This window comes from Oceanicaulis sp. LC35 (assembly GCF_052055585.1).
In the GTDB taxonomy this organism is placed as follows: domain Bacteria; phylum Pseudomonadota; class Alphaproteobacteria; order Caulobacterales; family Maricaulaceae; genus Oceanicaulis.
The window spans coordinates 2,855,205-2,882,139 of record NZ_CP170485.1; the positions used below are offsets into that span (position 1 = coordinate 2,855,205).

31 protein-coding genes are annotated in these 26,935 nt (G+C 63.2%); 17 read left to right on the top strand and 14 right to left on the bottom strand.

Annotation, left to right across the window (positions count from 1 at the left end; genetic code table 11):
• Positions 1 to 43: 43 nt before the first annotated feature.
• The 6 genes from ACFELO_RS13430 (at position 44) to ACFELO_RS13455 (ending at position 5,452) form a co-directional block, all read left to right on the top strand.
• Positions 44 to 694, top strand: coding sequence for a phosphoribosylanthranilate isomerase (locus ACFELO_RS13430; RefSeq protein ID WP_440958278.1), 651 nt, complete (start codon positions 44 to 46; stop codon positions 692 to 694).
• A 101-nt stretch (positions 695 to 795) separates the two neighbouring features.
• A complete protein-coding gene (trpB, locus tag ACFELO_RS13435; protein WP_440958279.1) occupies positions 796 to 2,007 on the top strand; it encodes a tryptophan synthase subunit beta in 1,212 nt (403 codons plus the stop codon).
• A gap of 4 nt (positions 2,008 to 2,011) precedes the next feature.
• Positions 2,012 to 2,803 (top strand): tryptophan synthase subunit alpha, encoded by a 792-nt coding sequence (trpA, locus tag ACFELO_RS13440; RefSeq protein ID WP_440958280.1) that lies wholly within the window; start codon positions 2,012 to 2,014, stop codon positions 2,801 to 2,803.
• 54 nt (positions 2,804 to 2,857) lie between these two features.
• Positions 2,858 to 3,736: an acetyl-CoA carboxylase, carboxyltransferase subunit beta gene (gene accD / locus ACFELO_RS13445; protein WP_440958281.1), complete on the top strand. Its 879-nt coding sequence runs from the start codon at positions 2,858 to 2,860 to the stop codon at positions 3,734 to 3,736.
• Positions 3,737 to 3,749: 13 nt separating this feature from the next.
• Positions 3,750 to 5,075 carry a bifunctional folylpolyglutamate synthase/dihydrofolate synthase gene (locus tag ACFELO_RS13450; protein WP_440958282.1) on the top strand — a complete coding sequence of 442 codons (1,326 nt, stop codon included), beginning with the start codon at positions 3,750 to 3,752 and terminating at the stop codon, positions 5,073 to 5,075.
• A gap of 104 nt (positions 5,076 to 5,179) precedes the next feature.
• On the top strand, positions 5,180 to 5,452 hold the full coding sequence (locus ACFELO_RS13455; protein ID WP_440958283.1) for a DUF2061 domain-containing protein: 273 nt from the start codon (positions 5,180 to 5,182) through the stop codon (positions 5,450 to 5,452).
• On the opposite strand, the gene ACFELO_RS13460 is transcribed toward ACFELO_RS13455, so the two are convergent.
• The 3 genes from ACFELO_RS13460 to ACFELO_RS13470 all read right to left on the bottom strand — a co-directional run bounded on the left by ACFELO_RS13460 (position 5,421) and on the right by ACFELO_RS13470 (position 6,564).
• Complete coding sequence (locus tag ACFELO_RS13460; protein WP_440958284.1) at positions 5,421 to 5,840, bottom strand: thermonuclease family protein; 420 nt, start codon at positions 5,838 to 5,840, stop codon at positions 5,421 to 5,423. The two genes, ACFELO_RS13455 and ACFELO_RS13460, sit on opposite strands and share 32 nt — an antisense overlap.
• Positions 5,841 to 5,965: 125 nt before the next feature.
• Entirely contained in the window at positions 5,966 to 6,349 is a 384-nt protein-coding gene (locus tag ACFELO_RS13465) for a hypothetical protein (protein ID WP_440958285.1), read from the bottom strand.
• Between the two features lie 11 nt (positions 6,350 to 6,360).
• Positions 6,361 to 6,564 (bottom strand): DUF1674 domain-containing protein, encoded by a 204-nt coding sequence (locus ACFELO_RS13470; protein ID WP_440958286.1) that lies wholly within the window; start codon positions 6,562 to 6,564, stop codon positions 6,361 to 6,363.
• Between the two features lie 76 nt (positions 6,565 to 6,640).
• Between ACFELO_RS13470 and htpX the strand changes: the two genes are divergently transcribed.
• From htpX to ACFELO_RS13500, 6 genes are all read left to right on the top strand, one after another.
• Positions 6,641 to 7,594: a zinc metalloprotease HtpX gene (htpX, locus tag ACFELO_RS13475; protein ID WP_440958287.1), complete on the top strand. Its 954-nt coding sequence runs from the start codon at positions 6,641 to 6,643 to the stop codon at positions 7,592 to 7,594.
• A 76-nt stretch (positions 7,595 to 7,670) separates the two neighbouring features.
• Complete coding sequence (locus tag ACFELO_RS13480; protein ID WP_440958288.1) at positions 7,671 to 8,009, top strand: hypothetical protein; 339 nt, start codon at positions 7,671 to 7,673, stop codon at positions 8,007 to 8,009.
• Positions 8,006 to 9,466, top strand: a complete 1,461-nt coding sequence (locus ACFELO_RS13485) for a methyl-accepting chemotaxis protein (protein ID WP_440958289.1) — start codon at positions 8,006 to 8,008, stop codon at positions 9,464 to 9,466. The genes ACFELO_RS13480 and ACFELO_RS13485 overlap by 4 nt, the downstream gene beginning before the upstream one ends.
• 113 nt (positions 9,467 to 9,579) lie before the next feature.
• Entirely contained in the window at positions 9,580 to 10,176 is a 597-nt protein-coding gene (locus ACFELO_RS13490; RefSeq protein WP_440958290.1) for a phage tail protein, read from the top strand.
• An 18-nt stretch (positions 10,177 to 10,194) separates the two neighbouring features.
• The gene (locus ACFELO_RS13495; RefSeq protein WP_440958291.1) at positions 10,195 to 10,476 is read left to right on the top strand and encodes a DUF6916 family protein; all 282 of its coding nucleotides are present in this window, start codon (positions 10,195 to 10,197) and stop codon (positions 10,474 to 10,476) included.
• Positions 10,477 to 10,551: 75 nt separating this feature from the next.
• Positions 10,552 to 11,118 (top strand): GNAT family N-acetyltransferase, encoded by a 567-nt coding sequence (locus tag ACFELO_RS13500; protein WP_440958292.1) that lies wholly within the window; start codon positions 10,552 to 10,554, stop codon positions 11,116 to 11,118.
• Here the strand turns inward: ACFELO_RS13500 and ACFELO_RS13505 are convergent.
• The 4 genes from ACFELO_RS13505 to ACFELO_RS13520 all read right to left on the bottom strand — a co-directional run bounded on the left by ACFELO_RS13505 (position 11,115) and on the right by ACFELO_RS13520 (position 16,508).
• Positions 11,115 to 11,597, bottom strand: coding sequence for a hypothetical protein (locus ACFELO_RS13505; RefSeq protein ID WP_440958293.1), 483 nt, complete (start codon positions 11,595 to 11,597; stop codon positions 11,115 to 11,117). The two genes, ACFELO_RS13500 and ACFELO_RS13505, sit on opposite strands and share 4 nt — an antisense overlap.
• Positions 11,598 to 11,677: 80 nt before the next feature.
• Positions 11,678 to 12,832 (bottom strand): SO2930 family diheme c-type cytochrome, encoded by a 1,155-nt coding sequence (locus ACFELO_RS13510; protein WP_440958294.1) that lies wholly within the window; start codon positions 12,830 to 12,832, stop codon positions 11,678 to 11,680.
• Positions 12,829 to 14,061, bottom strand: coding sequence for a parallel beta-helix domain-containing protein (locus ACFELO_RS13515; protein ID WP_440958295.1), 1,233 nt, complete (start codon positions 14,059 to 14,061; stop codon positions 12,829 to 12,831). The genes ACFELO_RS13510 and ACFELO_RS13515 overlap by 4 nt, the downstream gene beginning before the upstream one ends.
• A gap of 20 nt (positions 14,062 to 14,081) precedes the next feature.
• The gene (locus ACFELO_RS13520) at positions 14,082 to 16,508 is read right to left on the bottom strand and encodes a TonB-dependent receptor (protein ID WP_440958296.1); all 2,427 of its coding nucleotides are present in this window, start codon (positions 16,506 to 16,508) and stop codon (positions 14,082 to 14,084) included.
• 130 nt (positions 16,509 to 16,638) lie between these two features.
• Between ACFELO_RS13520 and ACFELO_RS13525 the strand changes: the two genes are divergently transcribed.
• Positions 16,639 to 17,328, top strand: a complete 690-nt coding sequence (locus ACFELO_RS13525) for a TetR/AcrR family transcriptional regulator (protein WP_440958297.1) — start codon at positions 16,639 to 16,641, stop codon at positions 17,326 to 17,328.
• 7 nt (positions 17,329 to 17,335) lie between these two features.
• Here the strand turns inward: ACFELO_RS13525 and ACFELO_RS13530 are convergent, their stop codons facing one another.
• The gene (locus ACFELO_RS13530; protein ID WP_440958298.1) at positions 17,336 to 18,001 is read right to left on the bottom strand and encodes a hypothetical protein; all 666 of its coding nucleotides are present in this window, start codon (positions 17,999 to 18,001) and stop codon (positions 17,336 to 17,338) included.
• 147 nt (positions 18,002 to 18,148) lie between these two features.
• Positions 18,149 to 18,901, bottom strand: a complete 753-nt coding sequence (locus tag ACFELO_RS13535) for an SDR family NAD(P)-dependent oxidoreductase (protein WP_440958299.1) — start codon at positions 18,899 to 18,901, stop codon at positions 18,149 to 18,151.
• A 107-nt stretch (positions 18,902 to 19,008) separates the two neighbouring features.
• Here ACFELO_RS13535 and ACFELO_RS13540 point away from each other — a divergent pair, with 107 nt between their 5' ends.
• Both ACFELO_RS13540 and ACFELO_RS13545 read left to right on the top strand, forming a co-directional pair.
• On the top strand, positions 19,009 to 19,920 hold the full coding sequence (locus ACFELO_RS13540) for a LysR family transcriptional regulator (protein WP_440958300.1): 912 nt from the start codon (positions 19,009 to 19,011) through the stop codon (positions 19,918 to 19,920).
• A 149-nt stretch (positions 19,921 to 20,069) separates the two neighbouring features.
• Entirely contained in the window at positions 20,070 to 20,510 is a 441-nt protein-coding gene (locus ACFELO_RS13545; protein WP_440958301.1) for a hypothetical protein, read from the top strand.
• A 103-nt stretch (positions 20,511 to 20,613) separates the two neighbouring features.
• On the opposite strand, the gene acs is transcribed toward ACFELO_RS13545, so the two are convergent.
• Positions 20,614 to 22,566 (bottom strand): acetate--CoA ligase, encoded by a 1,953-nt coding sequence (gene acs / locus ACFELO_RS13550; protein WP_440958302.1) that lies wholly within the window; start codon positions 22,564 to 22,566, stop codon positions 20,614 to 20,616.
• Between the two features lie 151 nt (positions 22,567 to 22,717).
• Here acs and ACFELO_RS13555 point away from each other — a divergent pair, with 151 nt between their 5' ends.
• Both ACFELO_RS13555 and ACFELO_RS13560 read left to right on the top strand, forming a co-directional pair.
• Positions 22,718 to 23,455 (top strand): creatininase family protein, encoded by a 738-nt coding sequence (locus tag ACFELO_RS13555; protein WP_440958303.1) that lies wholly within the window; start codon positions 22,718 to 22,720, stop codon positions 23,453 to 23,455.
• A gap of 97 nt (positions 23,456 to 23,552) precedes the next feature.
• Positions 23,553 to 24,098: a hypothetical protein gene (locus ACFELO_RS13560; RefSeq protein WP_440958304.1), complete on the top strand. Its 546-nt coding sequence runs from the start codon at positions 23,553 to 23,555 to the stop codon at positions 24,096 to 24,098.
• Positions 24,099 to 24,112: 14 nt separating this feature from the next.
• Here ACFELO_RS13560 and ACFELO_RS13565 read toward each other — a convergent pair whose 3' ends face one another.
• The 4 genes from ACFELO_RS13565 to tsaD are packed head-to-tail and all read right to left on the bottom strand — an operon-like array spanning position 24,113 to position 26,885.
• Entirely contained in the window at positions 24,113 to 24,463 is a 351-nt protein-coding gene (locus tag ACFELO_RS13565) for a Rieske (2Fe-2S) protein (protein WP_440958305.1), read from the bottom strand.
• Positions 24,464 to 24,754 (bottom strand): YciI family protein, encoded by a 291-nt coding sequence (locus ACFELO_RS13570; RefSeq protein WP_440958306.1) that lies wholly within the window; start codon positions 24,752 to 24,754, stop codon positions 24,464 to 24,466. It lies immediately after the preceding gene.
• A gap of 14 nt (positions 24,755 to 24,768) precedes the next feature.
• The gene (locus tag ACFELO_RS13575; RefSeq protein ID WP_440958307.1) at positions 24,769 to 25,770 is read right to left on the bottom strand and encodes an NAD(P)H-dependent glycerol-3-phosphate dehydrogenase; all 1,002 of its coding nucleotides are present in this window, start codon (positions 25,768 to 25,770) and stop codon (positions 24,769 to 24,771) included.
• 20 nt (positions 25,771 to 25,790) lie between these two features.
• Positions 25,791 to 26,885 carry a tRNA (adenosine(37)-N6)-threonylcarbamoyltransferase complex transferase subunit TsaD gene (gene tsaD, locus ACFELO_RS13580; RefSeq protein ID WP_440959924.1) on the bottom strand — a complete coding sequence of 365 codons (1,095 nt, stop codon included), beginning with the start codon at positions 26,883 to 26,885 and terminating at the stop codon, positions 25,791 to 25,793.
• Between the last annotated feature and the right edge of the window lie 50 nt (positions 26,886 to 26,935).

Here is a 26,935-nt window from a genome sequence, read left to right on the forward strand (position 1 = left end):
GCTGTGACTTGGCGCAGCCGCGCTTCAGCGCTAAGTCCGGCGCATGAACGCGTCATCCCACACCCGGATCAAGATTTGCGGCCTCAATTCCATTGCGGCGGTCGACGCCGCCGTGGCGGCAGGCGCGGATTATCTGGGCTTTATTCATTTCCCCAAAAGCCCGCGCCATGTCTCGCTCAGCGAGATGCATCAGCTCGCCGCCCGCAAGGGCGATGCAAAAACGGTGGCGGTGCTGGTCGATCCCGATGAAGCGCTGATGGGCGAAGTGCTGCGCGCCATGCGGCCCGACTATATCCAGCTTCATGGCGGGGAGAGCCCGATGCGGTGCCTGGATGCCCGCCATTACGCTGAGCTGGGCGTGTGGAAGGCTTTGGGAGTCTCAACCGCGCAAGACCTTGAAAAGGCGCGCGCCTATGAGGCCTATGTGGACGGCTTCGTGTTTGACGCCAAACCACCCAAGGACGCAGATCGCCCCGGCGGTTTGGGTCAGGCGTGGGATTACAGCCTTCTGAAGGGCTTTGATCCCGGCCAGCCCTGGCTCTTGGCGGGCGGGTTGACCATCGACACCGTGGCGGACGCCATCACGCAATCAGGCGCGCCGGGCGTCGATGTCGTCTCTGGCGTTGAAAGCGCGCCGGGCGTCAAATGTGTAGACAAAATCAACGCCTTCATCACTGCAGTGAAAGCGGTCTGAATACTTGCGCCGCCGCCCTTTACCGGCTTCTCTGAGCCCGACCTTCTGACCCTTACGGGCTGCGTGATCCAACCAGCCTGACCGTCGTGAAAGACTTCGTCATGACCCAACCCAACGCATTTTCCCAACAGCCTGATGCTGAAGGGCGTTTCGGACAGTTTGGCGGCCGCTATGTGGCCGAGACGCTGATGCCGAACATACTGGCGCTGGAAGAGGCGTATGAGCACTACAAGAATGATCCCGATTTCGTGGCCGAGTTCGAGGAATTCAGCCGTGATTTCGTGGGCCGTCCGAGCCCGCTCTATTTCGCCGAGCGCCTGACCGAGGAGTTTGGCGGGGCGAAGATCTGGTTCAAGCGCGACGAGCTCAACCATACCGGCGCGCACAAGATCAATAACTGCCTGGGTCAGGTGCTGCTGGCGAAACGCATGGGCAAGACTCGCATCATCGCCGAAACCGGCGCGGGTCAGCATGGTGTGGCGACCGCCACCGTGGCTGCCCGCTTTGGCCTGCCGTGCGAAGTGTTCATGGGCGCAACCGATGTGAAACGGCAAAAGCCCAATGTCTTCCGCATGAACCTTCTGGGCGCGAAGATCCACGCCGTCACTTCGGGTCGCGGCACGCTGAAAGACGCCATGAACGAGGCGCTGCGCGACTGGGTGACCTATCCTGACGAGACCTTCTACGTCATCGGCACGGTGGCGGGCCCGCACCCTTATCCGGCCATGGTACGCGATTTCCAGTCCGTCATCGGCCGCGAAGCGCGCGCCCAAATGCTTGAGCGGATCGGACGCCTGCCCGACGCGGCGGTCGCCTGCATTGGCGGCGGCTCGAACGCCATGGGCCTGTTCCATCCTTTCCTCGAAGACGAAGGCGTGCGCCTGATTGGCGTCGAAGCCGCGGGTAAAGGCCTTGATACGCCCGATCATGCCGCCAGCCTCAACGGTGGTCGCCCGGGCATTCTGCACGGCAACAAGACCTATCTGTTGCAGGATGACGATGGCCAGATCATCGAAGGCCATTCCATCTCCGCCGGTCTTGATTATCCCGGCATCGGTCCCGAACACGCCTTCCTGCATGATGTGGGGCGGGCGGAATACCGCTCGGCCACGGATGCTGAAGCGCTTGAGATGTTCCAGCTCTGCTCCCAGCGCGAGGGCATCATTCCCGCCCTTGAGCCCGCCCACGCGCTCGCTCGCGTGCGCGATCTCGCGAAAGAGCTGGGCAAGGACGGCGTCATCTTGATGAATATGTGCGGCCGCGGCGACAAGGACGTGTTCTCCGTCGCCGAAGCGCTCGGTGTGGAGCTGTAAGACCATGACCCGCCTCGCCCCCACTTTCGCCGCTTTGAAATCCGCCAACCGCGCCGGGTTCGTCGCCTATGTCATGGCCGGTGATCCTGATGCCGATGCCACGCTGAAAATGATGCAGGGCCTCGCCGATAAAGGCGCGGACGTGCTGGAGCTGGGCGTGCCGTTCACCGATCCCATGGCGGACGGCCCGACCATCCAGCGCGCCGCGATCCGCGCGCTTGAGGGCGGCATGACGCTCAAAGGCGTGCTCGCGCTCGTCAAACGCTTCCGCGAAACCCATGCCGACACGCCCGTGGTGCTGATGGGCTATGCCAACCCGTTCTTCGCGTATGGCTTTGAAAAGTTTGCGTCTGATGCCGCGGCGGCGGGCACGGACGGGGTGATCTGCGTGGACATCCCGCCTGAAGAGGACACCGAGTTCCGCTCGGCTCTGGACGCAAACGGTCTGTCCTTTGTGCGCCTCGCCGCGCCCACCACCGACGACAAGCGTCTGCCGCAAGTGGTCGCGCACACGTCCGGATTTGTTTATTACGTATCCACAACGGGCGTGACCGGCGCTGGATCAGGCGCGACCGGAGATATCGAGGCGGCGGTTGCACGCGTGCGTGCGGCCTCCGGTCTGCCGGTGGCGGTGGGCTTTGGCGTCAAAACGCCCGAGCGCGCCACAGAGATCGGCAAGGTGGCTGACGCCGTCGTCGTGGGCTCTGCGATTGTGGAAGAGCTGGCGACGAACGGTGTGGACCAGGCCTTGCATCTCGCCGGCTCTCTGGCGGACGCCGCCCATTCCGCCCGATAGCGGGACAGGCTGACGCCGGGCGAAAGAGAAATGTTTGAAGAGGTGTGACGCGATATGAGCTGGCTTCAAAGACTGACCCCGCCGGGCGTCCAGAAAATGTTCGAAAAGCGCGACACCCCGGAAAATCTCTGGGTGAAGTGTCCGATTTCGGGCGAGATGGTCTTTAACAAGGACCTGGAAGCCGCCCAGCACGTTACACCGGCGGGCCACCATATGCGCATCGGTCCGGCCCTGCGCTTCAAATACACGTTTGACGGCGAGTACACCGAAGTGGCCCTGCCCGAGGTGGCCAAGGACCCGCTGAAATTCCGCGACGACAAGCCCTATACCAGCCGCATCGCCGCCGCCCGCAAGAAGACCGGGCGCGAGGATGCGATGGCGATTGGCGTCGGCTCGATCAAGAATATCGAGACCACGGTGCTCGTTCAGGACTTCTCCTTCATGGGCGGGTCGCTGGGCATGGGCGCAGGCGAGGGCTTCCTCAAGGCCTGTGAAACCGCTGTGGAGCGCCGCACCCCGCTCGTGGTCTTCACCGCCGCAGGCGGCGCGCGCATGCAGGAAGGCGCCCTGTCGCTGATGCAGATGCCGCGCACCACGCTGGGCGTTGAAATGCTCAAGGACGCCAAGCTGCCCTATATAGTGGTCCTGACCGACCCGACCACGGGCGGCGTTACCGCATCCTACGCCATGCTGGGCGATGTGCATCTGGCCGAGCCGGGCGCCCTGATCGGCTTCGCCGGTCCGCGCGTGATCGAACAGACCATTCGCGAAAAACTGCCCGCAGGCTTCCAGCGCTCGGAATACCTTCTCGAGAAGGGCATGGTGGACAAGGTCGTGCACCGTCACGAGCTGCGCACCACGCTGGGCAATCTGATGCGGACCCTGCTCAAGCGCCCGGCTGCGGCGGACAACACCCCCGCGCGCACCGAATAGCGGAGACGGCATCGTGGCGACCGCTGAAACCATTGAGGCGGCGCTACAACGCCTCTCGCGTCTGCACCCCAAGAAGATCGACCTGTCGCTGGGCCGGATCGAGCGCCTGTTAGAGGCGCTTGGCCGCCCGCAAGACCGCTTGCCGCCCGTCATCCATGTGGCCGGCACCAATGGCAAAGGTTCCACCTGCGCCTTCCTCAAGGCGATCTCCGAAGCGGCGGGCGAGCGTTGCCATGTCTACACCTCCCCCCATCTGGTGCGCTTTAACGAGCGCATCGTGCTGGCGGGCGAGATTGTCGATGACACCCGGCTGGAAGACGCCTTCGCCCGCTGCGAAGCGGCGAATGGCGATCACGAGATCACCTTCTTCGAGATCACCACAGCCGCAGCCTTCCTGCTGTTCTCCGAAGTTCCGGCGGACCGGCTGATCCTGGAGACGGGGCTCGGCGGGCGCGTGGACGCGACCAATGTTCTGCCCAAGCCGCAATGCACGGTGATCACCCCGATCAGCCTCGACCATCAGGCCTTTCTGGGCGACACCATTCGCGAGATCGCGGCGGAGAAGGCCGGGATCATCAAACAGGGCGTTCCGGTGATCGTGGGCCCGCAGCCACATCCGGCCGAGAACGTGATCTATGATGTCAGCCTGCGCCTGGAGACGACGGTCCAGATGTGGGGGCAGGACTTCCGCGCCTATACCGAGCACGGTCGCCTTGTCTTTGAAGCCGAAGACGAGCTGTGGGATCTCAACCCGCCCAGCCTTGCGGGCTCGCACCAGATCATCAATGCCGGGGTCGCCGCTGCGGCCGCGCGCGCTTGCGGCTACAGCCAGCAAGCGGTGAGCGCCGGACTTGAAACCGCGCGCTGGCCCGCACGCCTGCAACGGCTCACCGAAGGCCCTCTCGCCGACATCGTGTCCGAGGGGGAAGGCGCGCTGTGGCTGGATGGCGGACATAACCTCTCCGCCGCGGAATCCCTCGCCGCCAGCCTCGGGGAGATGGAGGCGGGGCGCGAGCGCCCGCTGGTGCTGGTCTGCGCCTTCTCCAACAACAAGGACGCGCAAGGCTTTCTGGGCTATTTCGAAGGCCTCGCAGCCCGCGTCATCGCCATTGATTTTCAGGGCGGACGCGAGGGCGCGCAGACGCCGGGCGCGGTCGCCGAAGCCGCTCGACGGGCCGGACTGCCCGCCCAGACGGCGTCAGACCTCACCGAAGCCGTACGGGACGCCATCAGCGATTATCCCGGCGCGCGCGTGGTGATCTGCGGCTCGCTGTATCTGGCGGGCGAAGTGCTCGCGCTGAGCGAGGGTGGAGTGGCGGTACAGTCCACGCCCGGCTAGGCCATAGGCGTTCTCAATAGCTTCGATCAGAAGCATTCATGTGACAAATGAGAACGGGCTTCCTATCTTCTACTTGCGAACGGTTCGCATGAGGAGGCCTGACCATGTCCGAGATCCTGAACGCCATCCCCCGCACGGCTCTGCCGTTCGATTTACCGTTTTCTGTGCCGATGCGCGCCCTGAAGCCTGTCACCTACGGCCTGATGCACCTGGTGGTCGCCATTACGGTGGCTTTCACCCTGACCGGCAGCTGGAAAGCTGCGCTGGCGATCGGACTGATCGAACCGGCTGTGCAGACGATCGCCTACACCCTGCACGAACGCGCCTGGAGCCACGCCCCGGCGGCTAGCGTGGACGCGAGGGCGTCGGCCCGCTGACAGGCGCGGTCTGGCACCAGGGGCCATCCTCGCCATACACCGTCGCCAGACCGGCTTCCAGCAAGGCGTCTGACAGGCTCTCCTGAGTGTCAGCATCTTGCATGTCCGCGATCACCCGGCCCGCAAAGCTGCCCAATCGCACCTGATGCAGGGTTACCCCCGGATGCGCGGCGAGCCAGTTTTGTGTGAACGCTGTCGCCTGATAGCCCGCCTCACGTTCGGCCTCGCAGTCGGGTCGGCGGGTTTCCGGCGTATCCACGCGATCAAGCCGCACCCGTGTTTCCACGATATGACCGGGCCAGATATGCGCGCGCACAGCGATCGTATCGCCATCGATGACCTCGACCACATCCGCAGCTACAGGCCCGGCGATCACATCAGCACCCATAAGGTGTGTGATTGTAATTATGCTCGCAGCAAGGGAGTAAAATCCGGTCATGCTGCGAGTATAGGAAAATTATCAGATTCGGAAAAGCGACACTGGCGCTTCAGGCCATCGCTCTGAAACCAGATCTACCGCCAGCGGGAATAGGAATGACCGTGTTGCTGCACCACGACAATGCGGGGCGGTTGGCCGCCCACGCCGCCGGTCAGCGGCCCCTGGAAGAAGCCGTCATCCAATGAAACCGGATCTCCCGCCTGCACAGGCCTCTGAGAGGCAAAGGCGCTGTCATGGGGAATGTTGGTCCGGCTGCGCTCATGGCGATACCGCTCATAAGAGCCCTCGGCGCGATAGGCCTGCTCTTCATGGACGTAGATGACTTCGCCCGCCTCCTGGGTGGCCCGCACATCCTCCGGCCCGCCCAGCAAAGGGGCGGGGTCAGCGGTGATCAGGGCAAAGCTCAGCAGCAACATCATTGTCTCAATATAGCACAGCCCGGCCCAGACAGAAGCCATGTCGGGCGCGGCTAGAAGTCGTAGGTGATGCCCTTTTTCTCCCAATCGCCATAACGGGTGGGCTCGGGGCCGCGTGGTCCGCCCAGCTCCTTCTGGCGCTCCGCTTCACGCTCGGCTTCGCGGCGACGCTCTTCGGCTTCGGCCAGGGCGCGTTTCGCCGCCTCGCTCAGAGGCTTGCGGGGCTCTTGCGGTTCGGGGGCTTCTGCATCGCTCATCACTTGCGGTCCTTTTGTCTCGCGCCCAAATACCTAAGTCGTGGAGCGCGCTCCGCCAAGACAGGTGATCGCATCAATGACGGCTAACACACTTCGGACCTTCATCCTGCTCGCAGCCCTGACCGGCCTGTTCATGGCCGTGGGCTATCTGATCGGCGGAACCGGCGGCGCGCTGATCGCGCTGGTGATCGCAGGCGGCATGAACCTGTTTGCGTACTGGAATGCCGACAAGATGGTGCTGCGCATGCATGGCGCGCGCGAGATTACACCGGATGAACGCAATCCCGCCCTGCTACAATTTGCATCCGATACGATCGGCATGGCCGACCGGGCGGGCCTTCCCTATCCGCGTGTCTATGTGATCGAGAGCGATCAGCCGAACGCCTTTGCAACGGGGCGCAATCCGAACAATGCCGCAGTCGCTGCAACGACAGGTCTGCTCGCCACGCTCAACCGTCAGGAAGTCATGGGCGTGATGGCCCACGAGCTGGCGCATGTCCGCCACCGCGACACCCTGACCATGACCGTCACGGCCACCCTCGCCGGGGCCATCGGATTTCTGGCCAATTTCGCCCTGTTCTTTGGCGGCGGGCGCGATCGCGGCGGCTTCATCGGCGCGCTTGCGCTCGCCATCCTTGCGCCCCTGGCCGCAGGTCTGGTGCAAATGGCGATCTCGCGCGCCCGCGAATATGACGCCGACAAGGGCGGGGCCGAGATTTGCGGCGATCCGCTCTGGCTGGCGTCAGCCCTTGAGAAAATTGAACGCGGCGCGCGCCAGACGGTGAATGTCGCCGCCGAGCGCAATCCCGCCACCGCTCACATGTTCATCATCAATCCGCTGAACGGTCAGGGCGCAGACAATCTGTTCTCCACGCACCCCGCCACCGCCAACCGCATCGCCCGCCTGCGCCAGCTGGCCGGCGCGGCCGCTCACTCCCCGGCCGGTCCCTGGAACGCACAAGGCCCCTGGGGGGATGACGACGCCTCGAACGGCGGTAATCGCCCCGATTTTGGCGGTCCCTGGGGTTAGACGACCTCAAGTCGTAAACTGGAGATTAAACAGTTTCAGGTCATGTTATCCCATAATTCCTGCATGGGTTTACGGGATGATGAAACTGCGTCTACCTCAGGTCTGTCTGGTCCTGGCCGTCGCTCTGGTCAGCTCTGTGCCTCTGGCCGGAGCGCTCGCCAGCGCGCCAGAGTCCGGCCAGGCCGCGATCTTCTTGAATCCGGCGTCGAGCAAGTCCGAGCAATTGCAAATCATTGCCCGGACCGATGCACGTCTTGTGCGTTTCGGTGCTCTGAACGGCGTGGTCATCGTCGATCTGCCCGATATCCAAACCCGTGCAGCACTCCGCCAGGCCGGCGCCTGGTTGATCGCTGATCCGCTCATACTGGGCGGCTGTCTTACGACTGGTTCTGAAGGTGAAGGGGCCTTCTCATGACACGTATTCAAACGGTTCGCGCCAAGGCGATGAAAGTGCTTCTGATCGCACTGGGCGGCGCCATTCCTCTCTATGCGTTGGCGGCGCTTCTGGTGGATCCGGGCAAGCTGCCGCTGGGCGGCATCGTCCTCGTCGCTGCATTCGCCCTGGCCTTCCTGTCCTGGAAGTCCGCCCCTCACGAACCGACGACCCGCGCCGTTTTTGGCGCCGCCATGATCGGCCTGCCGGCCGTGCTGACCTATCTGATGAGCGGTCGCGCCTGGCAAATCGACATGCACATGACCTTCTTCGCGGTGCTGGCGGTAGCGACCCTTTTGTGCGACTGGCGGGCCGTTCTGGCTGCGGCGGGCGTCACCGCCCTGCACCATTTGTCGCTGAACTTCCTGATGCCGGCGGCTGTCTTTCCTGACGGCGGCGACTTCTTCCGGGTCGTACTGCATGCGGTCGTCGTGATCGCCCAGAGCGCGGCCCTGTTGTGGCTGACCGTGACAATCACACGCGCCCTCAACGACGCCGATGAAGCCGTGACCGACGCCGAAGCCGCAAACGTGCAGGCGCGCCAGCTGTTTGAAGCGGACAAGGATCGTCAGGCCGGCATCGAGCAATCGCGCCAGACAATTGCTGGCATCGCCAACGCGTTCGAGCAGACCGTCGCCAGCGTTCTGGACCGGCTCCAGAACGCGTCCTCGGAACTGGGCGCCCTTGCGGATCAGCTGCGGGCCGATTCTGACGCCACCGCCACCAGCGCAGGCTCGGCATCAGATCAGGCCTATCAGACCAGCGGGCATGTGGAGGCTGTGGCCTCCGCCGCTCAGGAGCTGGCGGCCTCCATCGCCGAAGTGACCCGCACCCTGACCACTGCGGACGAGATTTCCGTCCGTGCAGAATCTGAAGCAGGTCGCGCAGACGGCTCCATGAAAGAGCTGCACGAGGCCGCACGCGAGATCGAGGACATCGCCAAGCTGGTCAGCGACATCGCCGAGCAGACCAATCTTCTGGCTCTGAACGCCACCATCGAGGCGGCCCGCGCCGGCGAAGCCGGCAAGGGCTTCGCGGTTGTGGCCAGCGAGGTGAAGGAACTGGCCAATCAGACCGGCAAGGCCACCGAGGACATTCACAAGAAGATCAACGCCATGCGCGATGCCGCGGACGCCGCCAGCTCCGCATTGACCCAGATCGCCACCACGATCGGGGAAATCCGCAACGCCTCTTCCAGCGCCCGTGACGCCTTCAGCCAGCAATCGAGCGCTACGGACGAGATTGCGCGCCTGGCCGCTGACGCCGCTCAATCCACCAGCCGGGTCAGTGACGAGGTGACGGCTGTGACCGGCGCCGCCGAACGCGCCACGCAAGCGGCCGGACAGTTTGATGAAGCCGCGGATGGCTTGCGAACAGCCGCCCAGCACCTGTCCAACGAGCTCGGCAAGTTCCGCAGCGATCTGGATAACGCCGCCTGACCCTCGCTCCCGTTGCGGGATTTTTCCCTATTATTTCTCCATTTTGGGGAAATTCTTGTTGCGGGTGAATTTCTGTCTGTCACTCTCTCCTGACTAGAAACAGGGAGGGACAGATGGAAGCATTCATGTCCATGATCACCCCATTCGGGTGCAATTTCGTCATTCGCAACTGGGGCGCCTGCTGGGGCGGCTTGCTCTCGGTCGCGCAGTACAACGCATTATTTTCGCTGCTGGGCGACAATTTCGGCGGCGATGCGCGAACCACATTCGGCTTACCGGATCTGAGAAGCCGGTCGCCTGCGGGCTGGGGCAGCGGACCGGGTCTGAACCCGATGGTGCTGGGCCAAAAAGGCGGTGTCGAGTACTCGACCATCACCACCGCGAATCTTCCCCCGCACAGCCACAGTTTCAGCGCGACCGGCTCCACTCAACCGACCACGGCGGAGCTGCCGGTTTCCTCTGACCCGGCGATCATGTCGGACCCGGACGGCGCCTATCTCGGCGTCACGAGCGGCTCTGTGCGGCCTTATTCCTCAACGCTGTCCACTCCGCCGGGCTCAATGGGCCCGATCCCGATACCGGGCCAGTCCGTCGCCATTACCGGAACCACGTACAACACCGGCGGCGGCATCTCGCTTTTCGTTCAATCGCCCTATCAGGCGCTGAACTACCAGATCTGCCTGTTCGGCATTTATCCGAGCCGCGCCTAGGACAGGAAGGACACTGACATGAAACCGACTGAAAACCTGACCGTGGACGATTTCAAACCGCTGGTCGGCCAGAACTTCACACTTGCCCATAGTCACACGCTGGTCCTGAAGGAAATCGAGACGCGGGACGCGCCTCATCCTGATTTCCGCGTTCCGTTCAGCCTGATCTTCTCGGGTCCGGACGCACTCAAACTCGCAGATGTGGTCCCGGTCCAGCACGACGCCATCGGCGAGCACGAGCTGATGGTGCACCGGATTGCGTCTCCCAAGGACGCGCAGTTCGAAATCATTTTCAACTAAGCCGGCCTTCCGCCCCGGGCCTTGCAGCCCGGGGCGATCGCTTTGCCCTGACTGACAGCGGACCGGGATGGACACATGATCCAGACAGCCTCACAGACCTCGAACGATGCCGCGGTGAACCCGCTGGATCTCTATCTGCGCCCTGCAGCCGCCAAGGACGAAGCCTTCCTCAAATCCGTGCATGACGCCGGTCGCGCCTGGGAATTTGAAGCCCTCAGAGGTCAGGTTGACGACGCGCTGATCGAAACGATCTACCAGCAGCAATATAGCGCCCAGCACGACGTCTATTTCAACGCCTTCACCCTGGCCCACTATGCTGTGGTGGAATGGTGCGGGCAGCCGATCGGTCGGCTTTATGCCGACTTCCGCGAAACCGAAATCCGTCTGCTGGACATCAATATCCTGCCGCCCTATCGCGGCAAGCGTATCGGCGAGATTCTGATTCGGAGCCTGTGTGCGCAAGCGGCGGCGCAGCGCATGCCGCTCAGCCTGCAGGTGCACCCGATGAACCCCGCGCGTCAGCTCTACAGGCGACTGGGCTTTCAGGAGCTGGGAACGCGCATGGACAACTCGCCCGGCGCCGGCTCGTTCATCGAGATGGAATGGCGAGACCTGATGACGACGCCTCTTCGCCCGGCCTAGCTGGCCGGGGCGGCGAAGGTGCTCAGACAGGCGTCGGACAGGCGCCAGCCGTCCGCCGTTTCTTCATAGCGGCAGGCGATGTGATCAAGGCCCGGTCGCCCGCGCTCAAGCCCTTCAAGCTCGACATTCTGAAGGGCCTCAAAGCGCGCTTGCGGGAAGACATAGCTGATTCGCGCGCCATTGCTGGCGGCGCCATCGACCACACACAGCGGCGGCTGCATCAGCACGGTGCGCACGGCGGCGTCCCCCATGCGTTGACCAAAGACCTGAGCCTCGATGCGCGGGTCCAGATTGCGCACCTGCTCGGCGGCGGGCCCTTGAGCCATCAATTGCGCCAGACGCGCCTGGTCATGGGCGACCACAGCGCCAAAAGCGGCGCGTTCGGCCGCATCCGCCGGGCGACAGACCGGTTCAGACGTCGCGCAAGCGGTCAGGGCGAGTGCAGAGACAGCGCAAGCGAAAATCGAACGTACGAACATGAGAGGCTCCGGCGGCGGGATTGATCAGGCGCCAGTGTGCCCAAACCCTTCCCGTCCGCCAAGCACTAAACCATGACGATTTAACCGCAACCGCCGCTCATGGCGTCGATCCAGGCGGCAATCAGCGCCACGCCCTCTTCATGGGACAACGCGCGCCCCAGTTCAGGCATCATCACGTCAGACTGTACGCTGGCGAGGCGATGGGTGAGGATGGAGTCCTCCGCAGACCCCGGCACGATGTCATAACGATGATTGCCCGTGCCGCGCCCCGCCGCGATCGGCAGCTTGCAGACGCCCAGATGCGGACCAACCGGCTCATCCGCTTCCAGATACAGCCCGGACGTATCCGCAGGCCCGGTGCGCGAATGGCAATGGGAGCAGTTGATATCGAGATAGGCGCGCGCCGCATGATCCAGCGCCTCGCCCGTCAGGGGCAGTTCGCCATGCCAGGCGACATTGCGCGGCGCATCGTCAGACGCAGGCGACCCCGTCAAAAGGCCAAGCTCCGACCAGTGGTCGATCTGGTTCGCGACGCCGTCAAAATACTCAAAATCGGTATTCATGTGACGGGCGCGCGGCCCGATCGGTCGGGCGCCGACGCCATCCATGGTGTCAGTCTCATGACAGCCCGCGCACTGGTTCACATTGGGCACGGCATAACCGAGCGCCTGATCGCCGGCTTCTGAGACGAGCACCAGGTCAATGAAACCGCCAGCGCGCGCCAGCGTGGCTTCGGTCTGCGCGTCATTCCAGATATAGGGCAGCGCAACCCATCCGGTTTCACGGTGCACAAGCACGCGCGTCTCGATCAGGCGCACCTGGGTCAGGTCCAGACGACGGTCGGCGTAATGCGCCATGCCCGCCCCGGCCAGGGCCACATGATCAAAGCCGCCTTGCGCACGCGGATAGTAGAACGTCTTGGTGATCACCGTTCCGACCGGAAAGTCGAAGGCGCCTTCAGGATCATATCCTGCAGGTCCGGCATCGGCGGGAATCCAGACCGTACGCAGCTTCTGGGCGTAGTCGGTGAAAAGGGAGGTGGCGAGATGATAGGGCGTCACCGCTTCCCCCAGCACCAGCTCGCCGCCGCCCACCGCCAGCTGCCCCCAGGAGGAGAGGGTTTCCGGGCGTCCGTCAGGCAGATAGGCAGGGCTGGGCGGCGCTGGCGGCGCCTCCTGCGCGCATGCGCACAGAAGGGCCCCCAGACACAGGCAGGCAAGAAGGCTTCGGATCACAGGTCGAGCTCCACCGCCGGGCGCGGTTCCAGCGTGCAGTCAAACAGGGCGGAATCCGCCATGTGCGGGCTCGAAAAGCCATTGGGCGCGTCCGCATTGACGACCTGGGCGTCGGTCACGCAAATGCGCAGATCCTCAGGCAGTGAGCCGTCGATCATCTTGTCTTCATCCACATAGCCATCCCAAAGAACGCCCGGCAGGCGCCCGGTCGGGCCGAACAGCGCCACGCGCAGCGCCTGCAGCTCCAGCCCGTCAGGATTGCCGCCGCCGCCCGAATAGATGTTGTCGTGGATGTAGATGGCTTCCGGATAGGGATCGAAACCCTCGGTCACGCCCAGATCTTCATAGCCCGAGGTATAGAGCGAAGAGACGATCACATGAGCGGTGCGGTTATCGCTCAGCCGGTTGTTGAAGATCTCCACATCATCATTGGAGTTGATCAGGATGCCCGACCCGGCCGGCACGCTGGACACCGGAGTGCCGGCATGACCGAAATTGGCGGTGTTGTTCTCGAACACGTCATTGTCAAAGACACGCGTGCCCGAACCCGGACGCGGCAGGTTGGGCATGTTGAAGATCAGAATGCCGCCGGTGTTGTTGATGGCCGTGTTGCCATAGACATCGGCGTTGTTGCAGTTCTCGATCTCGATCCCGGCCACATTGTATTCGGCGCGGGAGTTGCGAACGATGACGTTCTGCGACTGGCCCACATAGATGCCGGCGTCCGACGCGCCGATCGCCACGGCGCCGTCAATCAGCACATTGGTGGACTGGACCGGATAGAGACCATATGCGCCATTGTCCGTGGACGGACCATTAGTCCATTCGGTGCGCACATTGCGGATCACGACATCGGTAGAATCGGAGATTTTCACCGAATCCCCGACCGTGTCCTCAAAGCCGATATTCTCGAGCGTGAAGCCCTGAACCCCGGACACCAGAAGGCCTTCGGCGCCCTGGCGCTGTTCGGCGAAGGACAGCACGGTGTGGTTCATTCCCGCACCGCGAATGGTGACATTGTCCACCGTCAGCGACAGGCCACGTTCGATGATGAACTCACCCTCGGGGATCTCGATGACATCGCCGGGCTGGGCATCCAGAAGCGCGTTCATCAGAACGGTCTGATACTCCCGGTCAAAACCGGAGACATCCCGGCTCTCTTCAGGCGCGCCGCAGGCCGCCAGCGTCAGAAGGCTGGCGCCGATCAGCGCCGTCTTGATCTGTTTCATGGGTTTCTCCTCCCCGGGGATCAGTACCGGACCCGCAGGTCCACGCCCCACATACGCGGCGGGGTGATCTGGGCGTGCACGGTGCCGAACGTATCCGCCGTCAGCGTGCCCACACCGTCGATATATTGCTCATCAAAGACATTGTTGACGTAGGCGCCAAGCTGGAACCGGTCTTCGCTGTCACGCCAGTACGCGCGCAGATCAAGGCGCTGTGTGGCCTCGCCATTCTGCACGCCGCCGATCACGGCGCAGCCCAGTTGCTGGCGGCTTTCATCATTGCAGCGACGCTCGCTGGTATAGGCGTACGCGCCCAGAAGCTCGAATTCGGAGCCGTTGGGCAAGGCCCAGGTCTGGCTGGCGCCGGTCGAGATCGACCATTCCGGCGTCCCCGTGGGCTGACCGGACAGATCCGTGCCCGAGCGGGTGATCCGCTCATCAAAGGTCACGTCGATATACTGAAGGTTCAGATAGGCCTCGAACCCCGGCAGCGGCGCCCAGTCCACCTGGAAGTCCATGCCCGTTCCGGTCTCGTCAGACGTCTCCACCACATATTGGGGAACGCCCGAACCGCCCACATTGGCGACAAGACGAACCGCCTGCTTGTCCTTGTAAAGATAGTGGAAGACCGATGCGGCGATGCGCATGGTGTTGTCCGGAGCGGTCCATTTCAGACCGGCTTCGAAATTGTCCACATCCTCGTTCTCGAACCGGGAGCCGACCTCGACAGAATTGTAGCCGCCCGCCTTGTAGCCCTGGGTGTAGGAGGCGAAGAGCAGAAGATTGTCCATGGCCCGGTAGTTCGCCACCAGACGCGGGCTGATATCGTTCCAGCTGTCAGAGCGCTCGCACAGAACGCCTTCCGCCACGGTGACGCCGTTATCACAGGCGAGCCCCGCAGCGCCGGACAGGTCAAACACCACGTCAAAGCCGAAATCGGCCGGGCTGACGCCCGCCAGCGCCAGAACGCCCAGCGCATCAAGCTCGGCCAGCGCCTGATCCAGCTCTGGCGCGCTGCGCGGACCATTGAGCCAGCTGAAAGTTTTCTCGTCACGCGTATAGCGTGCGCCGCCGATCAGCGAGAACCGGTCAGTGATGCGCCATTCCACGTCGGCGAAGGCCGCAAAGGCGGAGAAGTCGCCGCGATTGTGCATGGACTCATCCCAGCTCAGCCCCAGAAGGCGTTGCGGCAGATTGTAGGGGATCAGGAGACCATACTGCAGGTCGGTGAACGGCGTGCCCGCGCCCAGATTGAACAACACGGTCTCGATGGAATCCGTGAAGGCGTCGGTTTCGCTCACCTGGGTGGCGTTCTCGTCGTAATAGCTCACCCCTGCGACCCAATCGAGGCGGTCATTCGCGCCGGACAGGCGGAACTCCTGATACCAGCTCTGGTTCTGCTCGATATTGTTGGTGTCGAAATACAGATCGATCCGGTTGGTGCCGTCCTCGTCCTGACGGTTGGAGGTCTCGAAATACCGGAAGGCCGAGATCGACTGCAGGGTGAAGGACCCGAAATCATGGGTGACGTGCAAGGACGCCTCATCCAGGTCGCGCTGTTCGAGATTGCTCGTCACATCATTGTAGATGGGCGTATCGAACGGGTTGAGCAGGGTAGAGGTGTCCACCGGCACGCCCGGGCGCGCCGGCGCCGCGGGCAGCGGCGTGATGCCGATGGCCGGACGGGCATCTTCATCCAGCTTCTCGCGCGTGTAGCGGAAAACCACATCGGTCAGCGCCGTGGGCTCCCAGCCCACCGCCGCGCGCACCGCCCAATTGTCCTGACGGTCATAATCCTCGCCTGTCCCCGCATCGATCAGAAGACCGTCGCGCTGGTTCACCACCATGTTCAGGCGCAGGGCGAAGGTCTCGGCGAAGGGAATGTTCACCAGCCCTTCAAAGCGACGCAGATTGTTCTCGCCCACACGCAGGGCCAGCTCGGCTTCGACCTCATCGATATTGGGATCGTTGGAAGTGACCGAGATGGCGCCCGCCGCCGAGTTGCGGCCAAAGAGCGTGCCTTGCGGCCCCTTGATCACCTCGACCCGTGACACGTCGTTAAACGCCAGAAGCGAAGCGCCCGAGCGGGCCGCATAAATGCCGTCCACATAGACGCCAACCGCCGGATCGGTGCCCACGCCGAAATCGGAAGTGGATACGCCGCGGATCGAGAATCGCGGCTGGGTCGGGCTTCCGCCGCTGACATCCAGACCTGGCACAAACTGATCCAGATCGCTCAGGCTGGTCGCCGCAATGGCGTCGATATTGTCCGCGGTGACCACTTCGATGGCCAGCGGAACGTCCTGAATGCTTTGGGTGCGTCGCTGTGCGGTGACCGTGATCGTGTCCACGCCCGTATTGGCCACGCCTTCCTGTGCAGACGCGGGCGCCAGCGGAGCCGCCAACGCCAGTACGCCTGCAGATACGCCGATAAAAAGCGCCTGTTTCATGATGATGTCTCCCCCAGAGACCGGCGGGGATGTTTCCCTCATCCCGGTTTTAGAAACAGAATACTATTCTCATTTTGCAAATTCGATCAAGCCGCTCTAGTTAGACCCCCACGTAATCAAGGATCACCCTGTGCCCGGAACACCCGCCAACGACGCCCTGCCCCGCCAATCGCGCCTGCGTGACAAGCCGCAGCAACGCAGGGCCCGCCAACGGCTGGACGCCATCCTGAATGCGGCTGAAATGCTGGTTGAGGACATGGAGGCGGAAGCGATCACCACCAATATGATCGCCGACCGCGCGGGTGTCCCGGTCAGTTCAGTTTATCGCTATTTCAAGAATGTCTCGGCGGTGTTCGCCTATCTGTTCGAGGATCTCAATGAAGAGATCATCGCCGTGATCGAGGAATGCCTGGCCAAATCCCAGCCCGGCTGGGATGACTGGCGCGAGGTGACCGGCATGATCATCATGCGCCTGCATCTGTTCCTGATGGAGAACCCCGGCTACTGGAAACTGCTGCTGGTCATGCAGACCAGCCATGAGCTGCGCGAAGCCAAATCCGTCATGATCAGTCAGGTCGCCGACATGCTGAGTGCGCGCTGGCGAGACGGGCTGGACGGCTTTGCCGGCGGCGATCCGGACCTTGTCGCCCGGTTCACGGTCGAGATCTTCATGTCGATCGAGACCCGCTGTGCGCAGATCCGCGACCCCAAGCTTCTCAGCGAAATGTTTGCTGAGCTTGTCAAGGCGCTCGAGGCCTATCTGTCGCTCTACCTCAACAAGGTTCCACCCGCAGACGCCGGAAGCGAGACTGCGGGCTGAGGCCTTGCTAGCCTGACGCCAGCACCAGAAGCACGTAGAAGACAAAGGGCAGCGCCAGAAAGGCCGGGATCACCAGGACGGAGAACCCGAACAGCGCCACCAGCACGCCCAGCAAGAGCGCCAGATTGAGCAGCAGCATTGGCACGCCGCGGTGCGGGTCGCGCCCCGCTTCTCTCAAGAGACCGCCCAGCACCGGCACATGCAGAAGCGCACGGCCGAAGCCCATCACGGCGGCGTCCAGCCATTCGCCCGGTCGCACATGCAGGACCGCCGAGCGGGTGGGACGACGCGCTGCGACCATGACGCCCGCCATCACGAGGCCGCCCAGACCGACCGCCAACGCGGTGAGCCAGCCTTCTCCCGCCTGCGTGAGGAACACCACTGCCAGCACCGACAGCACCACCGTCAAAGGCGCCATGGCCCGCTGCACCCAGCGCGCGGGGCCCCAGACGGGCAGAACTTCACCGGCCTGACCACTCATGGAATTGGCCACAAAGCCCAGCCCGGCGATGTAGTGAAACATCACCAGCGGCAGGGACACCGCCACCAGCGAGGCCGTGAGCGGGGAGTCGGTGATGCCGGGTTTGTCGCCCGGAAAGGCCAGGAACAAACCGGCCCAGAGCACGAAAGGCAGCAGCATGAAGCCGCCGATCCAGTAGGGGAGGTGTCGCATGGGATCGTCCAACATCTGTTCTTGTGTGGCGATGTATCTAGACGGCGCACGCGCGCGCGGGGATGCGACCCCCGCGCGCTTAAAATTTATAGGGATATGGCAGGTAGGGTTTTAAGCGCTGCTGCGCGCCCGCCCCAGGTCCGCCTCCTAGAGCAACATGCCGCCAGAGGCTTCGATCCGGACGCCAGTGATCCAGCGCGCCGCATCCGAGCACAGGAAGGCGACTACGCCGCCAATATCCTCGGGCAATCCCACCCGGCCCAGCGCCGTATGCTCGGCGATGGCGCTGTTCATCTGCGGGGTGTCGCGCACGACACCGCCATTGAAATCGGTTTCGATGGCGCCCGGCGCCAGCACGTTGACCCGAATGCCGCGTGAGCCGAGAGCTTGCGCCATGTATCGGGTCAACACCTCAACCCCGCCCTTCATCGTGGCGTAGGCGTCATAGCCGGGGAAGCTGAAGCGGGTCAGTCCGCTTGAGATATTGACCACGCCGCCGCCATTATTCAGCAGCTCCAGCGCGCCCTGGGTCAGGAAGAACGCCGATCTCAGATGCACATTCAGCATCGTGTCGAACTCTTCCAGCGTGGTTTCCTGGAAAGGCTTGTTCAGTCCCACCCCGGCATTGTTGATGAGATAGTCAAAGCGTTCGGCGCCGAATTGCGAATGCAGGGCCGCGCGAACCGTCTCGAAGAAGGCCGGGAACGACTCCGCCTTCGCCACATCCAGCCGAAGGGCGTGCGCGCGTTGGCCCATGGCCATGATCTCGGCGACCACATCTTCTGCGGCTTTGGTGTTACTGACATAGGTCAGAAGAACGTCATGGCCTGACTGCGCCAGTTTCAGCGCCATGTCCCGACCCAGACCCCGGCTGCCGCCGGTTACAAGTGCGATGCTCATTGGTGTGCTCCTGAAAAGCGTTGCGAGGGCTCCGATGTAAATCGGTCGACTTTTCAGAAACAGACGGGCAATCTCGCCATCAATCGTCGAAAAAAGCGAACAATGGCATGGATACGATCCGCCAGTATCAGATCTTCATCCAGATTCTTGAGAGCGGGAATTTCACCCGCGCTGCGGAGACGCTGGGCCTGCCGCGCTCCACGGTCTCAACCACCTTGCGCACGCTCGAGGACCGGCTGGGCGAGCAATTGCTTCACCGCACCACACGGCAGGTCAGCGCCACGCCGCAAGGCGAACAATTCCTGCAGCTCGCCCGCGATGTGGTGGAGAACGCCCAAGCGGCGGAAACCCTGTTTCAGGGGGGTGGCGGTCCCGTCAGAGGTCGTCTCAGGGTCAACATGACCAGCCAGCTCGCCGCCCGGATCGTGATCCCGAACCTGCATACGTTTCAGGCCGCCCATCCTGCGCTTGAGCTTGAGCTCAGCGCCAGTGATCGCCTGATTGATCCGGTGCTGGAGGGGGTGGATCTCGTGGTGCGCGCGGCGGAGCTGACCGATTCAGACCTGATCTGCCGCAAGATCGGCGACATCCCGATGGCGAGCTGCGCCTCTCGCGCCTATCTCGACCAGCGCGGCGCGCCCCGGACCCCGGACGATCTCGATCAGCATGTCATCGTGGGCTATGGCCCGACGGGTCACCCCGATGCCCGGCTCTGGGAAGGGATCGGCCCGAGCGGCCCGATCTCCCGCACATTGAGAAGCCTGATCTCGGTGGACAATACCGAAGCCTATACCGCCGCCGCACAGGCCGCGCTCGGCATTGTTCAGATCCCGCGCATCCATCTTGTGGCGCACACTCGGGACGGTCCCGGCCAGCTGGTAGAGGTTTTGCCGGACTTTCCCCCGCCGCCCATGCCGCTTTCGTTTGTCTATCCCAGACGTCGTCGCGCCTCACCCCGGCTCAATGTCTTCATGGACTGGCTGGACGCTCTGGTGCGGTCCGAGGAGTTCGTCATCTGAACGTAGAAGCCGGCGGCCAAGCAACCGCAGAATATTATATTTTTATGACGAACCGTTCCCAAGATCATCTGGCACTAGTATGAGCTGACAACAAAGAGCCCGTGGCGCAGCCGCCGTATCGGGCCAGAATGATTGCTTTGGGGGGCGACATGATCATCATCGGACCGATTACACTCTTCTTCATTCTCTTTCTCGTGCTGATCCTTGCCGGACGGGGCGCGTTCGAGAAAAAGATCCGCCTGGAATTTGATGCATTTGAATCGCGCTACATGCGCGAGAATAACAAACCCCTGCCCTATTCCTTCGCGGAATTCTGGCAGTTCACCTCAAAATACATGGGACGGTTCCGGGTCATGCGGGCGCTGGCTGCGCTCTTTTTCCTGAGCCCCCTGGTGTTTTTCTGGCTGTCACACGAAGCCGGCAAGGGCTGGGATCGCAACGAGACGCTGGAGATGATCTACATGGCTCTGGCCTTCATCTTTCTGGCCCTGGGGTTCGTGGGCTCGTTCTGGGTCGACCGCAAATACGGCAAGCGCAAATTCGAGCAGCTGATCGCAAACTTTGAAGCCACGGTCCTCAACAAGGGCTAAGCCGAGCCTGCCTGTGCGCGTCTTCACGCGCGACGCCCGGACCACAAACGAGAACGGCGGCAGGGGGGGCCCTGCCGCCGTTCCTGCTTCAGAAAAGCCTGAATCAGTCCTGACGGACCGCCAGCTTGTGGCCTTCGATCAGATCGTCCACGACGCCCGGCTCGGCGAGCGTTGAGGTATCGCCGAGCTTGTCATATTCGCCCTCAGCGATCTTCCTGAGGATACGGCGCATGATCTTGCCCGAACGGGTCTTCGGAAGCCCCGGCGCAAACTGGATGACATCCGGCGTCGCCACGGGGCCGATCTCCTGACGCACATGCGCCTTGAGGGTTTTCTCGGTCTCTCCGGTCGGCTCCAGTCCCGCCACCAGCGTGACATAGCAATAGATGCCCTGTCCCTTGAGATCATGGGGATAGCCAACCACGGCGGCCTCGGCGACAAGCTCATGAGCGACCAGCGCGCTCTCGATCTCGGCTGTGCCCAGACGGTGACCGGACACGTTCAGAACGTCATCCACCCGGCCCGTGATCCACCAGTATCCGTCCGCATCCCGGCGCGCGCCATCGCCCGTGAAATAGGTGTTCTCATAGGTGGAGAAATAGGTCTCCACAAAGCGCTCATGGTCGCCATAGACCGTGCGCATCATGCCCGGCCAGCTACCCAACAGCACCAGATTGCCTTCCTGGGCGCCATCGTCGGGCAGGCGATTGCCTTCCGCATCCATCAGCGCAGGCTGCACCCCGAACATCGGGAAGCTCGCAGAGCCCGGCTTGAGGTCATGGGCGCCCGGCAGCGGCGTGATCAGATGGCCGCCGGTTTCGGTCTGCCACCAGGTGTCCACGATCGGGCAGCGCTTGTCGCCGACCACCTCGTGATACCAGCGCCAGGCCTCGGGATTGATCGGCTCGCCCACCGAGCCCAGAAGGCGCAGGGAGGAGCGGTCATGCTTGCTGACCGGCTCGTCGCCTTCACGCATCAGCGCGCGAATGGCGGTGGGGGCGGTGTAGATGGTCGTCACCTTGTGCTTGGCGACGATGCGCCAGCAGCGGTCCGGCCCCGGCCAGGTCGGCACGCCCTCATACATGACCGAGGTCGCGCCATTCGCCAGCGGGCCATAGACGATATAGGTGTGCCCGGTCACCCAGCCGACATCGGCGGTGCACCAGAACACATCGTCCTCACGATGATCGAACGTGTATTCGTGGGTCATGGATGCCCAGACGAGATAACCGCCCGTGGTGTGCAGCACGCCCTTGGGTTTGCCGGTCGAGCCTGAAGTGTAGAGGATGAACAGCGGGTCCTCCGCCTTCATCGGTTCAGGCTCGCACTTGGCGTCCACTTCCAGCGCCAGATCATGGTGCCAGAAATCGCGCCCCTCCACCCACGGCACCTGGGCGCCGGTATGGCGGATGCACAGCACCGCCTTCACGCCCGGCGCATGCTTGAGCGCTTCATCCACATTGGCTTTCAGCGGCACGCCCTTATTGCCGCGAACGCCCTGATCGGCGGTGACGACAAACTCGGACTGGCAGTCATTGATCCGGCCAGCCAGCGCTTCGGGGCTGAAGCCCCCGAACACCACCGAATGCACCGCGCCGATGCGCGTGCAGGCCAGCATGGCGTAGGCCGCTTCGGGGATCATCGGCATGTAGAGCGTGACGCGGTCGCCCTTCTTCACCCCGATCTTTTTGAGCTCGTTGGCGAAGCGGCACACATGGTTGTGCAGCTGGGCGTAGGTGATCGAATGGTGGAAGGCCGGGTTATCGCCTTCCCAGATCAGCGCGACCTTGTTGGCGCGCTTGGGCAGGTGCCGGTCAATGCAGTTATAGCTGACATTGAGGACGCCATCCTCGAACCAGCGAATATGCAGATCATCCTTGGCGAACGAGACATCCGAAATCTTCGTCGGCTCGGTGAACCAGTCGATGCGCTTGGCCTCATCAGCCCAGAACCCGTCCGGATCCTTGATGGAGCGCTCATACATCTGCTTGTAACGCTCAAGAGTGATCTTGGCGTCGGCGAAGCTCTGCGGAACCGGAATCACGGTCTCGGACATGGTCGCTTTCCTCCCTCGGGATTATTCTTTGGTCTAGATGTGCGTCACCCGTCCGGCCATCGCAAGGCAGACGAACGTGTTACGCCCTCTTGTGAAGCGCGGCGGTCTGGTATCCAGTCTCGCCACATCATTGATGGTTGGAGTGACTTTCATGCTGCTGCACACCGCCTCCTGGCCTGAGGTTGAAGCCTATCTCAAGACCAGCAAGGGCATCATCATTCCTATTGGCTCGACCGAGCAGCATGGCCCGAACGGCCTTGTCGGCACCGACGCCATCTGCCCCGAGGTGATCGCCCGTGAGGCCGGCGCCGAAGCCGGCATTCTGGTGGGCCCGACCTTCAATGTGGGCGTCGCCCAGCACCATCTGGGCTTTCCCGGCTCGATGACCCTGCGGCCGACCACCATGATCGCGGCGATCAATGACTGGATCGACTCCCTCGCCCGGCACGGCTTTGAGAAAATCTACTTCCTCAATGGTCATGGCGGAAATATCGCCACGATCGCAGCGGCGTTTGCGGAGAGCTATTCCAACTGGTCGTTCGACGCTGAAGCCTGCCCGTATGAGCTCAAGCAGATGAACTGGTGGGAATTGCCCGGCGTCATGGATGTGTGCCGCTCGCTCTTCCCGGTGGGCGAAGGCAGCCACGCGACCGCCTCTGAAGTGGCCGTGACCTATTACGCCTATCCCGAGCACGTCAAAACCGTCGAGATGAGCCCCAAGATCGCCCCGAACGGGCGCTTCACCGATGCGGACAATTACCGCAAGACCTTCCCCGATGGCCGGATTGGCTCGGACCCGTCCCAGGCGACGCCGGAAAAGGGCGAGACGATTGTCGCCGCCGCAAGGAAAGCGCTGATCAGCGACGTGAAGACCTTCTTCAGCCGCTAGAGCTTGAAGCTTCAGCGACAGGTCGCAATTGCACTCCCGCAGTCTGAAGGGCTGGGCTAGATTTCAGCCTAGCCCTTTTCATTTCCGGAGACGTCTCATGTCCCTGATGCGTTGTCTCAGCCTGTCTGCCCTCACCCTGATGGTCGCCGCCTGTGGCGAGCCCAGCGAGCCGGACCTGTCACCCTATGCCGGTCAGCCGCGTGAGCAGACTGCAGAAGAGAGCGAGCTCGCCCCCCAGGCCAGCGAAGACGAAATCGCGCTGCGTCCTACCGACCTGAAAGCCCGCGAAGTGTGCAACGCCGTGGACGGCGAATTCGCGACGCTGCTGGATCCGGGCACGGCCTTTGCGGCCCGCGGCGGGGATGGCCGGGTCTATGTGGGCTGGAATTATGACGGCGCCCGCGAACAGCACGTGATCTACACGCCGGATGTGCCGCTGGACGACCGCTTGCCGTATGATCTGGCGGTCGGGGATTTCCAGCGCTGGAACATGGAACGCGACGCGCCGAACCGCGACCTCACTGGCGCGGACCGTAAACGCGATGGCGGTCTGTGCGTGCTTCAGACCGAAGCGAGCATCATCGAACCGCTGATCAATGCCTGGCGCACGCTGGAGCCTGCTCTGGGCAATACGTCTGACTGAAAGGGTGGGCGGCCTCAGGCCGCCACCACCTGACCGTTCTCGACCTTCACCGGCACGGGCTTGAGCACGGACTTGCCCGCCGGGCCGCCCACGCAGGCGCCGCTTTTGAGATCAAAGCTCGCTCCGTGAAACGGGCAGACGAGATACTGGCCTTCGCTGACCAGCGTTTTGCCCGAGGGCAGCGAGAAGGGCCGGCCCGCATGCGGGCAGACATTGAGATACGCCGTCACTGTCTTGCCCGAGCGCAGCACCACAATGGGCGTCGGGTCGAAATCCGCCGGCAATCCGCCCGGATCAGGGATATCGGCGAGGGTCTTGAGCACCGTGCCCGGCGCCGGCATGACGGTTTCGGTCTCGTCTGACATCTAGAGCCCCTCCGGCGCCTTCACGGTCCATTTGAAGGGGATCCAGAACACGTCCGAGAACAAATCCGCCTTCGCATAGGGATCCGTCGCAAGAATCTCGCGCAGGCCCTCTTCATCCGCGGCTTCAATGATCAGAAGCGAGCCCACCGGATCGCCTTCACCGCCCAGAAGCGGCCCCGCCATCTTCACCGGCGAGGCCTCGTCAGACGCCCACAAAAGGTGTTCGGAACGGTGTTTCAGGCGCACATCCAGCGCGCCCTGACGGTCGGTGCAAGTGACGGCAAACAGCATGGGATATCCTGGTCTTAGTAGGTTTCAGGGCCGAACGGACGGGTCAAGAGCGCGGCGATCGCATCATCCACGCTCATCCGGCCCGCCAGCACCGCATCCACAGCGGCGCAGATCGGCATTTCGACATTATGTTTCTTGGCCAGCGCGACAACGGCGGGGGCGGTCGCCACGCCTTCGGTCACGGCCTTGCGCGCACCCAGAACGCTCTCAAGCGTCTGACCCTGCCCCAGCGCCAGACCGCAGGACATGTTGCGCGATTGCGGGGAGGAGCAGGTGAGCACCAGATCACCGAGCCCGCAGAGGCCGGTCAGGGTTTCGCGTTTCGCGCCCAGCGCCAGACCGAGCCGGGTCATCTCGGCGAAGCCGCGCGAGATCAGCGCCGCATGGGCGGATTTTCCAAGTTCACGCCCCTCCACGATCCCGGCGGCGATGGCGAGCACATTCTTGATCGAGCCGCCCACTTCGGCGCCCACAAGGTCGCTCGACCAATAGGGCCGGAAGGTTTTCGATCCGACCGCCTCCATCAGCGCCTCACCCATCTCCCGGTCCTCGCAAGCCAGCGTCACGGCGGTGGGCAGGCCCTTGGCCACGTCGATGGCGAAGCTGGGACCGGACAGGACAGCGGGGACCGCATGCGGCACGGTCTCGCGCAGGACATCCGTCATCAGAGCGAGGCTCTCGCGCTCAAATCCCTTGGCGCACAGCAAGACCGGCGCGCCCTTGGCGATATGGGGGGCGAATTGTTTGAGGATGGAGCGCGCATGCTGGGCGGGCGCCACCATCAGGAAAGCGTCGCAGCCTGAAAGATCGGACGGGTCAGAGCTGGCGGTTATGCCTGAGTTCAGCGGGGCTCCGGGCAGGAAAACCGTGTTTTCGTGCTGGGTGTTGATCGCCTCAACCACCTCGGCCTCATAGGCCCAGAGCGTCACCTTGCGGCCGGCCTGCGCGGCGGACTGGGCCAAAGCCGTCCCCCAGGCGCCCGCGCCGATCACGCCAATCTTTTGATACTCGACCATACTTCCCCCTTGTGCCGGGCCTAAGCCTTCGGCCCCTTGCGCCCCGACCCGCTGGCGGGATCGTGAGCGGCGGCGTCCTGATCCAGCGGCCAGCGCGGCCGGGCAGCGGCGTCCAGCGCGTCGGTCTGCCCCAGCACCAGACGTTCCACGCCCGCGAGCGCAATCATCGCGGCGTTATCGGTGCAGTATTTCAACGGCGGCGCAATCAGTTCAAATCCGTGGCTGTGCGCTTCGGTCTGAAGCGCTTCGCGCACAGCCGTATTCGCAGCGACCCCGCCCGCCGCGACCAGCGGCAGAGGCCCTTCAAGATCAGCAAAGCGCCCCTTGAAAATCTCCATCGCCCGCCCGGCGCGTTGCGCCAGATGCCGCGCAATCGCGCTTTGCATGGAGGCGGCGAGATCGGCGCGATCCTGATCAGAGGGCGCCTCAAGGCCGTCCCAATGGCGGCGCGCGGCGGTTTTCAGACCCGCAAACGAGAAATTGCATGACTTGTCCCGCGCCAGCATCAAGGGCAGCGCGAAGCGTTTGGGGTCTTCAGCGTCCTGCGCATAGCGCTCGACCGCAGGGCCGCCCGGAAAGCCCAGCCCCATGACCTTGGCCGTCTTGTCAAAGGCCTCACCCGCCGCATCGTCGATGGTGGAGCCCAGACGGGTCATCTGACCGACGCCTTCCACAATCACCAGCTGGGTATGCCCGCCTGAGACCAGCAGCAGCAGATAGGGAAAGGCGAGATCATGCGTAAGGCGCGGCGACAGGGCGTGCCCTTCAAGATGGTTCACCGCCACCAGCGGAATGTCCGCCCCCATGGCGATGCCCTTGGCGGTCATCAGCGCCGCCATCACCCCGCCGATCAGACCCGGACCCGCGGTTGCGGCGACCGCATCCAGATCAGACGGTTTCAACCCGGCTTCGCTCAGAACACCCTCGGCCAGCATATCCATGCGTTCGGCATGGGCGCGGGCGGCAATCTCGGGCACCACGCCGCCGAAAGGCGCATGGGCGCTGTTCTGACCCATCACCGCTTCGGCCAGAATCTCCACCCGCCCGTCGCCATGGCGACGCAGCACGGCGGCTGCAGTATCATCGCAGCTCGATTCTAGGCCGAGCACAGTCAGAGCGCCCTGCGGCGCCGCGCCCGGTTGCGGGTGGACTTGATCATGGGATA

Coding starts and splice junctions, on each gene's coding strand:
- ACFELO_RS13430 (WP_440958278.1), top strand. CDS start 44: ATGAACGCGTCATCCCACACCCGGATCAAGATTTGCGGCCTCAATTCC.
- trpB (WP_440958279.1), top strand. CDS start 796: ATGACCCAACCCAACGCATTTTCCCAACAGCCTGATGCTGAAGGGCGT.
- trpA (WP_440958280.1), top strand. CDS start 2,012: ATGACCCGCCTCGCCCCCACTTTCGCCGCTTTGAAATCCGCCAACCGC.
- accD (WP_440958281.1), top strand. CDS start 2,858: ATGAGCTGGCTTCAAAGACTGACCCCGCCGGGCGTCCAGAAAATGTTC.
- ACFELO_RS13455 (WP_440958283.1), top strand. CDS start 5,180: ATGTCCGAGATCCTGAACGCCATCCCCCGCACGGCTCTGCCGTTCGAT.
- ACFELO_RS13460 (WP_440958284.1), bottom strand. CDS start 5,840: ATGGGTGCTGATGTGATCGCCGGGCCTGTAGCTGCGGATGTGGTCGAG.
- ACFELO_RS13465 (WP_440958285.1), bottom strand. CDS start 6,349: ATGGCTTCTGTCTGGGCCGGGCTGTGCTATATTGAGACAATGATGTTG.
- ACFELO_RS13470 (WP_440958286.1), bottom strand. CDS start 6,564: ATGAGCGATGCAGAAGCCCCCGAACCGCAAGAGCCCCGCAAGCCTCTG.
- htpX (WP_440958287.1), top strand. CDS start 6,641: ATGACGGCTAACACACTTCGGACCTTCATCCTGCTCGCAGCCCTGACC.
- ACFELO_RS13480 (WP_440958288.1), top strand. CDS start 7,671: ATGATGAAACTGCGTCTACCTCAGGTCTGTCTGGTCCTGGCCGTCGCT.
- ACFELO_RS13485 (WP_440958289.1), top strand. CDS start 8,006: ATGACACGTATTCAAACGGTTCGCGCCAAGGCGATGAAAGTGCTTCTG.
- ACFELO_RS13490 (WP_440958290.1), top strand. CDS start 9,580: ATGGAAGCATTCATGTCCATGATCACCCCATTCGGGTGCAATTTCGTC.
- ACFELO_RS13495 (WP_440958291.1), top strand. CDS start 10,195: ATGAAACCGACTGAAAACCTGACCGTGGACGATTTCAAACCGCTGGTC.
- ACFELO_RS13500 (WP_440958292.1), top strand. CDS start 10,552: ATGATCCAGACAGCCTCACAGACCTCGAACGATGCCGCGGTGAACCCG.
- ACFELO_RS13505 (WP_440958293.1), bottom strand. CDS start 11,597: ATGTTCGTACGTTCGATTTTCGCTTGCGCTGTCTCTGCACTCGCCCTG.
- ACFELO_RS13515 (WP_440958295.1), bottom strand. CDS start 14,061: ATGAAACAGATCAAGACGGCGCTGATCGGCGCCAGCCTTCTGACGCTG.
- ACFELO_RS13520 (WP_440958296.1), bottom strand. CDS start 16,508: ATGAAACAGGCGCTTTTTATCGGCGTATCTGCAGGCGTACTGGCGTTG.
- ACFELO_RS13530 (WP_440958298.1), bottom strand. CDS start 18,001: ATGCGACACCTCCCCTACTGGATCGGCGGCTTCATGCTGCTGCCTTTC.
- ACFELO_RS13535 (WP_440958299.1), bottom strand. CDS start 18,901: ATGAGCATCGCACTTGTAACCGGCGGCAGCCGGGGTCTGGGTCGGGAC.
- ACFELO_RS13540 (WP_440958300.1), top strand. CDS start 19,009: ATGGATACGATCCGCCAGTATCAGATCTTCATCCAGATTCTTGAGAGC.
- ACFELO_RS13545 (WP_440958301.1), top strand. CDS start 20,070: ATGATCATCATCGGACCGATTACACTCTTCTTCATTCTCTTTCTCGTG.
- acs (WP_440958302.1), bottom strand. CDS start 22,566: ATGTCCGAGACCGTGATTCCGGTTCCGCAGAGCTTCGCCGACGCCAAG.
- ACFELO_RS13555 (WP_440958303.1), top strand. CDS start 22,718: ATGCTGCTGCACACCGCCTCCTGGCCTGAGGTTGAAGCCTATCTCAAG.
- ACFELO_RS13560 (WP_440958304.1), top strand. CDS start 23,553: ATGTCCCTGATGCGTTGTCTCAGCCTGTCTGCCCTCACCCTGATGGTC.
- ACFELO_RS13565 (WP_440958305.1), bottom strand. CDS start 24,463: ATGTCAGACGAGACCGAAACCGTCATGCCGGCGCCGGGCACGGTGCTC.
- ACFELO_RS13570 (WP_440958306.1), bottom strand. CDS start 24,754: ATGCTGTTTGCCGTCACTTGCACCGACCGTCAGGGCGCGCTGGATGTG.
- ACFELO_RS13575 (WP_440958307.1), bottom strand. CDS start 25,770: ATGGTCGAGTATCAAAAGATTGGCGTGATCGGCGCGGGCGCCTGGGGG.